Source organism: Mesorhizobium sp. CA6 (genome assembly GCF_020165035.1).
Classification (GTDB): Bacteria; Pseudomonadota; Alphaproteobacteria; order Rhizobiales; family Rhizobiaceae; genus Mesorhizobium.
This window is the reverse complement of record NZ_JAIUHI010000008.1, coordinates 149512-162626: the sequence shown is the minus strand read 5'-3', so window position 1 is coordinate 162626 and position 13115 is coordinate 149512. Positions and strand designations below refer to the sequence as shown.

The 13115-nt window shown below is 64.0% G+C and carries 9 protein-coding genes; 3 read left to right on the top strand and 6 right to left on the bottom strand.

All coding sequences use genetic code 11. The features are described 5' to 3' along the window. Positions 1 to 30 precede the first annotated feature (30 nt). From LB526_RS14345 to LB526_RS14330, 4 genes are all read right to left on the bottom strand, one after another. Positions 31 to 474, bottom strand: coding sequence for a DUF983 domain-containing protein (locus LB526_RS14345; RefSeq protein WP_224628141.1), 444 nt, complete (start codon positions 472 to 474; stop codon positions 31 to 33). Then, positions 474 to 2780, bottom strand: coding sequence for a ribonuclease R (gene rnr / locus LB526_RS14340; protein ID WP_224628140.1), 2307 nt, complete (start codon positions 2778 to 2780; stop codon positions 474 to 476). Before rnr ends, LB526_RS14345 begins: the two co-directional genes overlap by 1 nt. A 6-nt stretch (positions 2781 to 2786) precedes the next feature. After that, on the bottom strand, positions 2787 to 5354 hold the full coding sequence (gene topA, locus LB526_RS14335; RefSeq protein WP_224628138.1) for a type I DNA topoisomerase: 2568 nt from the start codon (positions 5352 to 5354) through the stop codon (positions 2787 to 2789). Positions 5355 to 5633: 279 nt separating this feature from the next. Further along, on the bottom strand, positions 5634 to 6011 hold the full coding sequence (locus LB526_RS14330) for a hypothetical protein (RefSeq protein WP_224628136.1): 378 nt from the start codon (positions 6009 to 6011) through the stop codon (positions 5634 to 5636). Positions 6012 to 6170: 159 nt separating this feature from the next. Here LB526_RS14330 and LB526_RS14325 point away from each other — a divergent pair, with 159 nt between their 5' ends. Then, positions 6171 to 6917, top strand: coding sequence for a cytochrome c biogenesis CcdA family protein (locus tag LB526_RS14325; protein ID WP_224628134.1), 747 nt, complete (start codon positions 6171 to 6173; stop codon positions 6915 to 6917). Positions 6918 to 7093: 176 nt separating this feature from the next. Here LB526_RS14325 and LB526_RS14320 read toward each other — a convergent pair whose 3' ends face one another. Beyond that, a complete protein-coding gene (locus LB526_RS14320; RefSeq protein ID WP_224628132.1) occupies positions 7094 to 8992 on the bottom strand; it encodes an adenylate/guanylate cyclase domain-containing protein in 1899 nt (632 codons plus the stop codon). Between the two features lie 220 nt (positions 8993 to 9212). Here LB526_RS14320 and glmU point away from each other — a divergent pair, with 220 nt between their 5' ends. Next, positions 9213 to 10583, top strand: a complete 1371-nt coding sequence (gene glmU, locus LB526_RS14315; protein WP_224628130.1) for a bifunctional UDP-N-acetylglucosamine diphosphorylase/glucosamine-1-phosphate N-acetyltransferase GlmU — start codon at positions 9213 to 9215, stop codon at positions 10581 to 10583. Positions 10584 to 10587: 4 nt separating this feature from the next. Here glmU and LB526_RS14310 read toward each other — a convergent pair whose 3' ends face one another. After that, complete coding sequence (locus LB526_RS14310) at positions 10588 to 10902, bottom strand: hypothetical protein (RefSeq protein WP_224628201.1); 315 nt, start codon at positions 10900 to 10902, stop codon at positions 10588 to 10590. Positions 10903 to 11203: 301 nt separating this feature from the next. Between LB526_RS14310 and glmS the strand changes: the two genes are divergently transcribed. Then, positions 11204 to 13027 carry a glutamine--fructose-6-phosphate transaminase (isomerizing) gene (glmS, locus tag LB526_RS14305; RefSeq protein WP_095765116.1) on the top strand — a complete coding sequence of 608 codons (1824 nt, stop codon included), beginning with the start codon at positions 11204 to 11206 and terminating at the stop codon, positions 13025 to 13027. Positions 13028 to 13115 lie beyond the last annotated feature (88 nt).

Genomic DNA, 13115 nt, shown 5'->3' with positions numbered 1-13115 from the left:
CAGGGCCGACCGCGGTGCGGCCTGGCTTAATTAATGGCTCTCGAATTCGTCCTTCTCGTCGCCGAAGCCGTGCATATAAAGCGACCATTGCAGGCCGATGACAGCTCCCTTGACCGGCTGCAGCAGTGCGACGGCCAGAATAATGGTCAGCGGAACCCAGATCAGCGCGTGCTGCCACGTCGACAGCGTCGACGCGGCCTCGACGGCCATGAAGCCGCCAACGACGATGTGACCGACGATGACGATGACCAGGTAGGCAGGCAGGTCGTCCGCGCGATGGTGGTGCAGCTCCTCGCCGCAGACCTCGCACTTGTCCACGGGCTTCACGAAAGCGCGGAACAGCTTTCCCTTGCCGCAATGCGGGCAGCGGCCGAGTATCCCGCGCTTGATCGCCGTCCACAGGGGACGCGCGACGCGGCCCGAATGATGCTCGCCGCCGAAAACCTGTTCTTGCACTTGAAAGTTACCTGGCATTATCGTCTCCTGCCGCGGGGTCCCGAACGCGATTGCGACGCGCGGGCGCGGCCCTTGGCCTTGTGGAACGACCGCCTCGAGCCGGGCAGGGGCTTCGGTTCGGTCAGCATCTCGAAACGCATCGCGCCGGCCATCGGCGCGACCTCGACCAGCCGGACTTCGACACGGTCGGCAAGCTGATAGCCCTTGCCGGTACGTTCCCCGAACAGCGACCGGGCGGTTTCGTCGTAGATATAGTAGTCGCCGCCCAGAGTTGACACCGGAATAAAGCCGTCGGCGCCATACTGCGGCAATTGGACAAAGAGTCCCGCCTTGGTGACGCCGGAGATGCGCGCGTCGAACGTGTCGTTGACGCGCTCGGCGAGATAGGCGGCAATCAGTCGGTCGACCGTATCGCGCTCGGCCGCCATGGCGCGACGCTCGGTCGCTGAGATCAGCGCGGCGACCTCTTCCAGCCGGTCCGCCTCCTGCTGCGCCAGGCCGCCGGGCCCGAGGCCAAGCGCCGCGATCAGCCCGCGGTGCACGATCAGATCGGCGTAGCGGCGGATCGGCGAGGTGAAATGGGCGTAGCGCCTGAGGTTGAGGCCGAAATGGCCGATGTTCTTCGGCGAGTACTCCGCCTGGCTCTGCGAGCGCAGCACCACTTCGTTGACCAGCGCCTCGTTGTCGGCACCGCGCACCCGCTCCAGAATGCCGTTGAACTGGCTCGGCCGCATCTGCGCGCCGCGCGCGAGCGACAGGCTGAGCGTTTGCAGGAATTCGCGCAGCGATTCCTGTTTGGCGAGCGACGGCGCGTCATGGATGCGGTAGACGAGGGGCTCTTTCTTGCTCTCCAAGGTCTCGGCCGCCGCGACATTGGCCTGGATCATGAACTCCTCGATGAGCTTATGCGCATCGAGGCGCTCCGGCACGATGACGCGGTCGACCGTGCCGTCGGGCTTCAGCAGGATCTTACGCTCGGGCAGGTCGAGTTCCAGCGGCTGGCGGGAGTCGCGGCCGCGCTTCAGTACGGCATAGGCATCCCAGAGCGGCTTCAGGACGCCGTCGAGGATCGGCCGTGTCTTGTCGTCGGGCGCGCCGTCGATCGCGGCCTGCGCCTGCGGGTAGGCGAGCTTGGCGGCCGACTTCATCATGACGCGGTGGAAGGAATGCCTGAGTTTGCGGCCTTCCGAGGAGAAGGTCATGCGCACGGCGATTGCCGGCCTGTCTTCCCCCTCGCGCAGCGAGCAGAGATCGTTGGAGATGCGTTCAGGAAGCATCGGCACGACGCGGTCCGGAAAATAGACCGAATTGCCGCGCTTCAAAGCTTCGCGGTCGAGCGCTGTTCCATAGCTCACATAGGCCGCGACATCGGCGATCGCCACGGTGATGACAACGCCGCCGGGATTCTTCTCGTCCGTGTCGGGCGTGGCGAAGACCGCGTCGTCATGATCCTTGGCGTCGGCCGGATCGATGGTCACCAGCGGCAGGTCGCGCCAATCCTCTCGGTGATCGAGCGTCGCCGCTTTCACCGCTTCGGCCTCGGCAATCACGTCCACCGGAAAGATATGGGGAATGTCGTGGGCGTGGATGGCGATCATCGAGACGGCCTTCTCGCTGCTCAGCGAGCCCAGCACCGCCAGCACCTTTGCCCGAGGCAGTCCGTAACGGGATGCCCGCGCCGGCTCCACCTCCACCAGATCGCCATTTCTGGCGCCGTTCTGGAATTCCTTGTCGACGATCAGTTCCGGCTGGCGCCGTTCGACCGGCTCGATGCGGAACGTTCCATCCTTCAGCACGCGGAAGACGCCGAGCACGGCGTCGCTGCGCTTCTCGAAGATCTTCATCACCCGCCCGGTATAAGCAGGGCCTGACGGATCGTCGGTCTGGAAAGTCTTGGCAAGCACGCGGTCGCCAATGCCGGGGACCGGGCCTCCGGCGGCGCGCGAGATGCGGATGGCAATGACGGGGGGCGAGCCGGCGCCGGTATATTCGCTCGGATTCGCCAGAAGCACGCCGTCATCGTCGCGGCCGAAAATGTCGAGCACCGCGACATGAGGCACGGCGCCCGCGCGGGTGAGGCGCTTGCGCTCCTTGTTGAGGAGGCCTTCATCCTGCAGGTCTCGCAACAGGTCCTTCAGCCAGATGCGGTCCTCGCCGCGCAGCGCGAAGGCCTTGGCGATCTCGCGCTTGCCGGAGCGATCGGGATTTTCGGCGATGTAGCGCAGGACCTCGTCACGCGAGGGACGATAGTCGTCCTTGACCTTGGCCCTGGTGTCGGCGTTGCGCGGATCGCCGTGGCTTCTTCCGGAGATCCTGCGCGCCACGTCCTGCTATCCCTTCTTCGCTGCCCGGCGGAAGGGCTTCTTGCCGCCTCCGCCCTTGGCTTCCTTCTCTGCAATCAGGGCGAGCGCTTCTTCCATCGTCACCGATTGCGGGTCCTTGCCTTTTGGCAGCGTCGCATTGACCTTGCCGTAGTTGACGTACGGACCATATTTGCCGTCGCGAACGACGATCTTGCCGCCGCCGTCCGGATGATCGCCCAATTCCTTGAGCGCCGCCGGCGTGGCGCCGTTGCGGCCACCCTTGCCCTTCTGCTGCTTCTCGGCGATCACCGAAACGGCGCGGTTCAGGCCGATCGAGAACACGTCCTCGATGCTTTCCAGATTGGCATAGGTGCCGTCATGCAGCACGAACGGGCCGTAGCGTCCGAGGCCAGCCGAGATTATCTTGCCGGTTTCGGGATGTTTTCCCACATCGCGCGGCAGACCCAGCAGCGCCAGCGCCTTCTCGTGGTCGATCGAGTCGGGCGTCCAGCCCTTGGGCAGGCTGGAGCGCTTGGCCTCCTTGCCCTCGCCGCGCTGGATATAGGGGCCGAAACGGCCGCTGCGCAGGGTAATTTCCTCGGCGGTGTAAGGATCCTTTCCGAGCAGCTTGACACCGTCCTCGCCATTGCCGTTCTCGCCATTGGGATTGGCGGCGTCGCCGAGCTGGCGGGTGTAGGAGCATTCAGGATAGTTCGAGCAGCCGACGAAAGCGCCGAACTTGCCGAGCTTCAGCGACAGATTGCCGGTGCCGCATTTCGGGCAGATGCGCGGATTGGAGCCGTCCTCGCGCTCCGGGAAGACCAGCGGCGCGAGCTCTTCGTTGAGCGCATCGAGCACGTCGGCGACGCGCAGTTCCTTGATGTCGTCGACGGCGCCGGAGAAATCCTTCCAGAAGTCGCGCAGCACGTCCTTCCAGGCGAGCTTGCCGTCGGAAATCTCGTCGAGCTTCTCCTCGAGCGAAGCGGTGAAGTCATATTCGACATAACGCTCGAAGAAGCTTTCGAGGAAGGCCGAGAGCAGCCGGCCCTTGGCCTGCGGCACGAGCTTGCGACGGTCGATGGTGACGTAGTCGCGGTCCTCGAGTGTCTTCAGGATCGCGGTGTAGGTCGATGGCCGGCCGATGCCCAGCTCTTCCAGCTTCTTGATCAGCGACGCCTCGGAGTAGCGCGGCGGCGGCTCGGTGGTGTGCTGGGTCGCGTTGATCGCCTGGCGGGCAAGCTGCTCGCCGGAGCGGATCTCGGGCAGGCGGCGGCTCTCCTCGTCCTCCGCGTCCTCGTCCCTCTGGTCGGTATAGGCGGCGATGAAGCCATCGAAGCGGACGACCGAGCCGATCGCGCGCAGCTCCGCGGTGCGGGCGCCGTTGACCGCCTCGATCTCGACCGTGGTGCGTTCGATCTCGGCCGGCTGCATCTGGCTGGCGATGGCGCGCTTCCAGATCAGCTCGTAAAGCCGGGCCTGGTCGGCATCGAGATATTGCCGAACGGAAGCCGGCGTGCGCTTGAAATCGGTCGGGCGGATCGCCTCGTGGGCTTCCTGGGCGTTCTTGGCCTTGGTGGTGTAGAAACGCGGCTTCTCCGGCAGGTATTTGGCGCCGAACTCGCTGACTATGGCGCTGCGGGCAGCCTCGATCGCCTCAGGCGCCATCTGCACGCCGTCGGTACGCATATAGGTGATGAGGCCGGCAGTCTCGCCGCCGATGTCCATGCCTTCATAGAGTTTTTGCGCGACCTGCATGGTGCGCGTGGCCGAGAAACCGAGGCCTGACGAGGCGGCCTGCTGCAGCGTCGAGGTGGTGAAGGGCGGGCCGGGATTGCGCTTGGTGGGCTTGGCCTCGACCGACAATGCCTTGAAGGTGGCGCCTTCGAGCATCGCCTTGATGTCGTCGGCCTGAGCCTTGTTGGCGATGTCGAGTTTTTGCAGTTTCTTGCCGGCAAACGCGGTCAGCCGCGCCTCGAAACTGTCGTTGCGCGGCGTGCCGAGGATGGCTGCAATCTGCCAGTATTCCTCGCGGATGAAGCGCTCGATCTCGGATTCGCGGTCGCAGACCAGGCGCAACGCCACCGACTGCACGCGGCCGGCGGAGCGGGCGCCCGGCAGCTTGCGCCACAGCACCGGCGACAGCGTGAAGCCGACGAGATAATCGAGCGCGCGGCGGGCCAGATAGGCGTCGACCAGCGGCGCGTCGATCTGGCGCGGATGGGCCATCGCATCGAGCACCGAGGCCTTGGTGATGGCGTTGAAGACGACGCGGCTGACCGGCTTGTCCTTCAGCGCGCGCTTCTGCTTCAGGACTTCGAGCACGTGCCAGGAAATCGCCTCGCCCTCGCGATCTGGGTCGGTGGCGAGGATCAGCCCGTCGGCATCCTTGACCGCCTTGGCGATGTCGGCGAGGCGCTTGCCCGACGCGGTGTCGACCGACCAGGACATGGCGAAGTCCTCGTCAGGGCGCACCGAGCCGTCCTTGGCCGGCAGATCGCGGACATGGCCGAAGGAGGCCAGAACCTTATAGTTCTTGCCGAGATATTTGTTGATTGTCTTCGCCTTGGCCGGCGATTCGACGACGACGACGTCCATGAGGTCTCTTAAATCAGCTGTGAGGTGGCGGAAGAACTCCGCGACGCGCGACGAAATCCCACTCTTTTCGTCGCTCACATGGCCGTGCTTTTGCGATCGGTCAAGGGGAAGTCGCCAATTTGGGAAGCGGCCGCTGGCAATACACTCTTAGAGTGTATGGCAAAAATCACATTTTTGGGGATGGAGGCATGCACGCCTCGATCCCGGTCGACGACCGGTAAAAGACGACCGGCTGCCGGATCAAGGGAACCGGCAGCCGGAGCATTCAACAACGTTGCCTCAGTCGGCCTTGACCACGTGCCAGGCGCCGGCAACGCCTTCGCCGGCCATGTCGCCGGCCTTCTTGTCCTTGACGAAGGTATAGACCGGCTTGCCGTCATAGGCCCACATCTTGCTGCCGTCGGTGCGGTCGACGATCGTCCATTCATCGTCGGCCTTGGCGTCGGCCTCGGCCTTCAGCGGCGGCCAGTTGGCGGCGCATTTGTCGTAACAATTGGACTTGCCCTTCTCGTCCTTGTCGAAGGTATAGAGCGTCATGCCCTTGGCGTCGATATAGATCCTGGTGCCGTTCACTTCGGCTTCCTTCCAGGCTTCGGCGGCCTGGGATGCGGCGGTGCCCAGCAGTAGCGCGGCAAACCCGAGTGCGATTGCTTTCACGGTAGTCTCCTGAAACAAGCGCGCGGCTATCGCGCGCTTGTTCGGTCAACGCGTTTGCCTGTTTCTTCCTGCGGCGAAGCGGCGACTTGCCACACAATGGTGATTGGCAGGGGCGTGCCCGCATCGCTATATCGTCGCTAGCACAATCGGACTCATTGGATGGCATTGGACATCGGCTATGTCAGCGCGGTCGGGGCAGGGGCGATCTCTTTCCTGTCGCCATGCGTGCTGCCGCTGGTGCCGCCCTATCTCTGCTACATGGCCGGCGTTTCCGTCGACGATTTCCGCGGCAATCAGAGCGTCACGGCGAAGGAGGGCGCGCGCGGCGCGCTGCTTTATGCTTCCGTGGCCTTCGTGCTCGGCTTTTCCACCGTCTTCGTGGCGCTTGGGGCCGGCGCCTCGACCATTGGCCGCCTGCTGCGCGTCTGGCAGGAACCGCTGGCGATGGCGGCGGGCGTGCTGATCATCATCATGGGCCTGAACTTCCTTGGCATCCTGCGCATTCCGCTTTTGTCGCGCGAGGCGCGCTTCCAGTCGCAGGGCAAGCCGGCCAGCATGATCGCGGCCTATGTCATGGGGCTGGCCTTCGCCTTCGGCTGGACGCCTTGCATCGGCCCGGTGCTGGGACCGATCCTGACTTTGGCCGGCGGGCGCGAGACCGTGAGTGAGGGCGCGCTTTTGCTTGCCGCCTATTCGCTCGGCCTCGGCATCCCGTTCCTGATCGCGGCGCTGTTTTCCGGCGCCTTCATGCGCTTCCTCGGCAAATTCCGCGTCCATCTCGGCCGTGTCGAGAAAGCGATCGGCGCGCTGCTGGTCGTCGCCGGCGTGTTTTTCCTCACTGGCGGCGTGCAGAGCGCGTCCTATTGGCTCTTGGAGAATTTCCCGGTGCTGGGAAGGCTGGGGTAGTTTAGTTGCTGGCAGAGAGTCGAGCTGTGAACCCGTTGTGAGATCAGCATCGAAGGGTCCTGTGCCCTCTATCTCGTGTTCCATAATTTGCTATGGAGACCTGGGGCGACCACTATGTTCAGACAACCCATCGAGTCACCTGCTCCGCCGTCTCACCGGAATTTCCGCCGCGACGATCACTCCGGCACGCCGGAGATGCCCAGCGCCTCGACGTAACGCTCGCCGAACACCTTGTCCTGCCATGGGTTGATCTGTCTCTGCAGGGTGAGCGTGTAGGTCGGGAACGCCTCCATCAGCCGCCGCGCCGCCGCCCGCGCCTCCTCCAGCCGGTTGAGTTTGACCAGCGCCATAATCACCACCCGGTGCGAGGAGCCGTAGTTCGGCATCTCCTGCAGCGCGCGTTCTCCCCATGCCAGCGCTTCCTCGTAGCGCTCGAGCATCAGGTAGCTCATCCCGATGCCCGAGAGCGCGATGCCCTTCTCGGGGTCGACCGGGCTCAGCCGCATTGCCCTGTGAAAGTGCTCGATCGCGACGAGCGGGCGGCCGGAATGTGCGTTGACCCAACCGCAGCTCGTATGGCCCTGCGCCGAATTGGGATTGAGCAGCAGGGATCGTTCGATCGTGGCCAGCGCCATCTCGTAGTCCTTCGCGCTGTAGGCGATCACCTGCGCGGCGAAGCGCAGGCTCGTGGGGTCGTCGCGCGCTTCCGCCAGTACCTCGCGCGCCATGCGCGTGGCGACCCGGGTATCCTCGGGCTCGTGCCAGCACTGGCTCACGGATATGCTGCGGATATAGGCGCCGAGTGCCTTCGCCAAGTTGAAGCCGGGGTCGATGCTAAGCGCCTCGTTGGTGAGCCGACGCACGTCGGCAAAGCCTTCGCGCGTCATGCTGTAGAAGCGCGGCAGCGCGCGAAGGTAGAGGTCGTAGGCGCTCATGTAGTCGGTCGGCTTCATGCGCGCCTGCTTGATTTCCTCCAGCCGGATGCTCGGCTCGACAGCGCCGACGACGCTCTCGGTCACCTTGTCCTGCAGGTCGAAGATGTCGCACATATCGCCCTCGAAGCGGTCGGCCCAGACATGGTGTCCGCTGATCGCGTCCACCAACTGCCCACTGATACGCACCCGCGATCCTGCCCTGCGGATGCTGCCTTCGAGCACGTAGCGGACGCCCAGCTCGCGCCCGACCTGGCGCAGGTCCACCGCCCGGCCCTTGTAGGTGAAAGACGAGTTGCGGGCGATCACGAAGAAGGAGTTCACTCGGCTCAATCCCGTGATGATGTCCTCCACCAGCCCGTCGGCGAAGTATTCCTGATCGGGGTCGCCGCTCATGTTGGTGAAAGGCAGAACCGCGATCGAGGGTTTCTCGGGCAGGGGAGGCGGGGCAGCGCTGGCGTCGGACTCGACGCGGTAGGCGCGCACGGGCCGCTCGATGTTCTTGAGGCGCAGCTCGCCGAGCGGCGTGAAGCCGCAGTCGAGCTTGCCCTGAAGGTGGTCGTAGGCGGTGCCCGAGACGACAACGGCGCCGGGATCGGCGACGCTTTCGAGGCGGGCGGCGATGTTGACCCCGTCGCCGTAGAGGTCGCCGTCCTCCTCGCAAACCACGTCGCCGAGATTGACGCCGATGCGGAAGCGAATCCTCTCTTCCTCGGGGGTCTCCGCCTCGCGTTCTGCCAGGGTCCGCTGGATCGCCATCGCCGAGGTCACCGCGTTGACGACGCTCGCGAATTCGCACAGCATGCCGTCGCCGGTGAGCTTGACGATCCGACCCTGATGCTCGGAGACCAGCGGTTCGAGGAGGTCCTTGCGGTAGATCTTCAGCCGCTCGAGCGTGCAGCGCTCGTCGCGCTCCATCAGGCGCGAATAACCGACCACGTCGCAAGCCAGGATCGCAGCGAGGTGGCGCCGCACGGTCATCGCACCGCTCGGCCAAGCGCCTGCACGCGTGCCGCTCCGCGTCCATGTCCCGCCAACTTCCAGACGCGCCACGCGCATGGTATCCATCTCTCCCAGTCTCCGCCCGTCGCCGATGTGGAACGGAAAACGCAGCTCGACCTTGCCTTCACGAAATTTCGCCATCCCGCTTGCGACGCAGCATCCCCAGCAGGCCGGGGATATTTCCTGACCTGTGTAACCGGCTGACGCCACCGTGGCGGTGCTTTTGTATCGGTCATCACACCCGACGTTCGCACTTGGAGAGTTGGCTTTGCCGTCTCACCGGAATTTAACCGCATTGGTGCAGCATGGCCTGCGCTGCTAACATGCGTTGATTCAAACCTTTTCATACGGTTGCCCGTCCATGAGCCAGAGAACCTGCCTGTCCGTTATCCTCGCCGCCGGCGAAGGCACGCGCATGAAAAGCGCGATGCCCAAGGTGCTGCATGCCATTGCCGGCCTGCCGATGGTGGCTCACGTCGTGAAAGCCGCTGAGGCCGCCGGCGCGACCGGTGTGGCGCTGGTGATCGGCCACGGCGCAGACGAGATGCGCAAGGCGGTGCAGAAATTCGCGCCGAAGGCGGAGACCTTCGTGCAGGAGAAGCGGCTTGGCACCGGGCATGCGGTCCTCGCCGCGCGCGAAGCGATATCAAAGGGCTATGACGATATTCTCGTGATGTTCGGCGACACGCCGCTAATCGATGCGCAGGCGCTGGCCGCCGCGCGGCAGAAGCTGGCGGAGGGTGCCGCCGTCGCGGTCATCGGCTTCCGTCCGCCAAGCCCGACCGGCTACGGCCGGTTGATCGAAAAGGACGGTCATCTCATCGCCATCCGCGAGGAGAAAGACTGCTCGGAAGAAGAGAAAAAGATCGGCTTCTGCAATGCCGGCATGATGGCGGTTGCGGGCAAGCATGCGCTGCGGCTGCTCGACAAGGTCGGTAACAAGAACGCCAAGGGCGAATTTTACCTCACCGACATCGTCGAGATCGCCGGCGCGGAAGGGCTGGACGTGGTAGCGACGGAAGCGAGTTTCGAAAGCGCGCTCGGCATCAACAACCGGGCCGAGCTCGCCGAAGCGGAAGCGATCTGGCAGGCGCGCCGCCGTCGCGAGGCGATGCTGTCTGGGGTCACGCTGATCGCGCCCGAAACCGTCTATTTCTCGCACGATACCGAGATCGGCACCGATACGCTCGTCGAGCCGAATGTCTGGTTCGGGCCGGGCGTTAAGATCGCATCGGGCGCCAAGATCCATGCTTTCAGCCATATCGAGGGCGCAACGATCGCCTCAAATTGCGATGTCGGGCCGTTCGCCCGACTGCGGCCCGGCGCGGACCTTCGAAACAAGGCAAAGGTCGGCAATTTCTGCGAGGTCAAGCAGGCGACGATCGAAGAGGGCGCCAAGGTCAATCACCTGACCTATATCGGCGATGCGCGCGTGGGTGCCGCTGCCAATATCGGCGCCGGCACCATCACCTGCAATTATGATGGCTACTCGAAATTCTTCACCGATATCGGCGAGGGCGTCTTTGTCGGCTCGAATTCCTCGCTGGTGGCGCCGGTCTCGATCGGCAAGGGCGGCTATATCGCCTCCGGCAGCGTGATCACCGAAAGCGTGCCCGACGACGCGCTGGCCTTCGGCCGCGCCCGCCAAAAAACGATCCCCGGCAAGGGCAAGGAGTTGCGCGAGCGCTTCGCTTCCGCCGCTGCGGCGAAGAAGAAGGCTGCGGCGGAATAGCGTTTCAGGTGGTGCTTTCGGTGATTTTGCCGAAAGCAGCCGTTACCACGATCTCGCCGACGATTGCCTTGTTGAATTGAGGCAGGTCTTCGGCGGGTATCCAATATTCGAGATGCGCCCTGCTGCCGGCGTGCTCGACGCGATAGCCGTCGAGGAAGCTTTTCAGGACCTCAAACCGCGTGACGAAGCCGGAACCGCTCGCCTGCACGTTCCAGTCGCGGGCGATCTGGACAGCAGAGGCTTCAGTGAGCACCGGATAGAAAATCGGCTGATCGGGCAGGCGCGGCGGAAATTCGCGCATGCCCAAAGCCTTGATCAGCGTCAGCAAGGCCCCAAGGAGCGTTCGCCATACGGGCCTTTGCCAACTGTGGCGTGGCATTTGTCGTTCGAACGATGACATGCTCCGGCCACAAATGTTTACATGGTGATGAACGCCGCCAAACCGTCTAAGCGACAAGACAAGGCGTTTGCGGTAACCGGATTGCAAGGGCGTTCTGAGAATGTCCAATGGTACAAAACCGTTCCCGGTGACATGGAACGAAACGCAAAGTGACTTTTACGGCAGGCCGGCAATCCATAGATAGCGCTGGGTTTTCTGCTGGGAATCGGGGGCAATCGCCATGTGCGGTATCGTTGGAATCGTTGGCCGAAGCCAAGTCGCGCCGCTCATCGTCGATGCGCTGAAGCGGCTTGAATATCGCGGCTACGACTCGGCCGGCGTCGCCACCATCGAAAGGGGCGAGCTCGGCCGCCGCCGCGCTGAGGGCAAGCTGGTCAATCTCGAACGCCGGCTGAAGGACGAGCCGCTGGACGGCACGATCGGCATCGGCCACACACGCTGGGCGACACATGGCGTGCCCAACGAGACCAATGCGCATCCGCATTTTTCCGAAGGCGTCGCCATTGTCCACAACGGCATCATCGAGAATTTCGCCGAGCTGCGCGACGAACTCACCCGCGACGGCTACTCTTTCTCTTCGCAGACGGACACCGAGGTCGTCGCGCATCTGGTGGCGCGCGAGCTCGCCAAGGGGCTGAAGCCGGTGGAAGCCGCGCATGCGGCGCTGAAGCGGCTTTCCGGCGCCTTTGCCCTGGCAATCATGTTCAAGGGCGACGAGGACCTGATCGTCGGCGCCCGCAACGGACCGCCTTTGGCCGTCGGCCATGGCGAGGGCGAGATGTTTTTGGGCTCCGACGCCATTGCGCTGGCGCCTTTCACCAATGCGGTCACCTATCTCGAAGACGGCGACTGGGCGGTCGTGCGTCGCGAAAGCGTGACCATCTACGACATCGACGGCAGACAGGTCGACCGCAAGCGCCAGCAGTCGCTGTCGACCAGCTTCATGGTCGACAAGGGAAACCGCCGCCATTTCATGGAAAAGGAAATCCATGAGCAGCCGGAGGTGATCTCGCACACGCTGGCGCATTACTTGGATTTCGCATCGGGGGTGTCGAAGCCGCTCGACCTGCCCTTCGATTTCGCCAAGATCGGCCGCCTGGCGCTTTCGGCCTGCGGCACCGCCTATCTCGCCGGGCTGATCAGCAAATACTGGTTCGAGCGCTATGCGCGGCTGCCGATCGACATCGATGTCGCCTCCGAGTTCCGCTACCGCGAGATGCCGCTTTCGGCCAATGACGCGGCGTTCTTCATCTCGCAGTCGGGCGAGACTGCCGACACGCTTGCGTCGCTGCGCTATTGCCGCAAGGCCGGCATGAAAATCGGCGCTGTCGTCAATGTGCGCGAATCGACCATGGCGCGCGAATCCGACGTCGTGCTGCCGACGCTGGCCGGGCCGGAGATCGGCGTCGCCTCGACCAAGGCTTTCACCTGCCAGCTATCCGTCTTGGCTGCGCTCGCGGTCCGCGCGGGCGTGGCGCGCGGCACGATCTCGCGCGATGAGGAAAAGCAGCTGGTGCGCGAGCTTTCCGAGGCGCCGCGCTACGCCACCCGGGTGCTGAAGCTTGACGAGCAGATCGAGCGCATCTCGCGCGAGCTGTCGCGCTACAAGGACGTGCTCTATCTCGGCCGCGACACCAATTTTCCGCTGGCCATGGAAGGCGCGCTGAAGCTCAAGGAAATCTCCTATATCCACGCCGAAGGCTATGCCGGCGGCGAGCTGAAGCACGGGCCGATCGCGCTGATCGACGAGAACATGCCGGTGATCGTCATTGCGCCGCATGACCGCATCTTCGAAAAGACCGTCTCGAACATGCAGGAAGTGGCGGCGCGCGGCGGCAAGATCATCCTGATCACCGACAAGAAGGGCGCGGCGCAGGCCGGCATCAAGACGATGGAGACGATCATCCTGCCCGAAGTGCCGGAGATCATCTCGCCGATCATCTACGCGCTGCCGATCCAGATGCTGGCCTATTTCACCGCCGTCTTCATGGGCACCGACGTCGACCAGCCGCGCAATCTGGCGAAGTCGGTGACCGTGGAGTAGATCGCGCCGTGCCGCTGGATACAGCGGCCTGACGATCGCTCTTTAAAAACTTCGCAGTTCCAAACCGGCTCGCGGTTCACTAATCTCA

What these genes read in the sequence shown, in the direction of transcription:
- LB526_RS14345 (WP_224628141.1), bottom strand. Translation starts at nt 474, where the DNA reads ATGCCAGGTAACTTTCAAGTGCAAGAACAGGTTTTCGGCGGCGAGCAT.
- topA (WP_224628138.1), bottom strand. Translation starts at nt 5,354, where the DNA reads ATGGACGTCGTCGTCGTCGAATCGCCGGCCAAGGCGAAGACAATCAAC.
- LB526_RS14325 (WP_224628134.1), top strand. Translation starts at nt 6,171, where the DNA reads ATGGCATTGGACATCGGCTATGTCAGCGCGGTCGGGGCAGGGGCGATC.
- LB526_RS14320 (WP_224628132.1), bottom strand. Translation starts at nt 8,992, where the DNA reads ATGGCGAAATTTCGTGAAGGCAAGGTCGAGCTGCGTTTTCCGTTCCAC.
- glmU (WP_224628130.1), top strand. Translation starts at nt 9,213, where the DNA reads ATGAGCCAGAGAACCTGCCTGTCCGTTATCCTCGCCGCCGGCGAAGGC.
- glmS (WP_095765116.1), top strand. Translation starts at nt 11,204, where the DNA reads ATGTGCGGTATCGTTGGAATCGTTGGCCGAAGCCAAGTCGCGCCGCTC.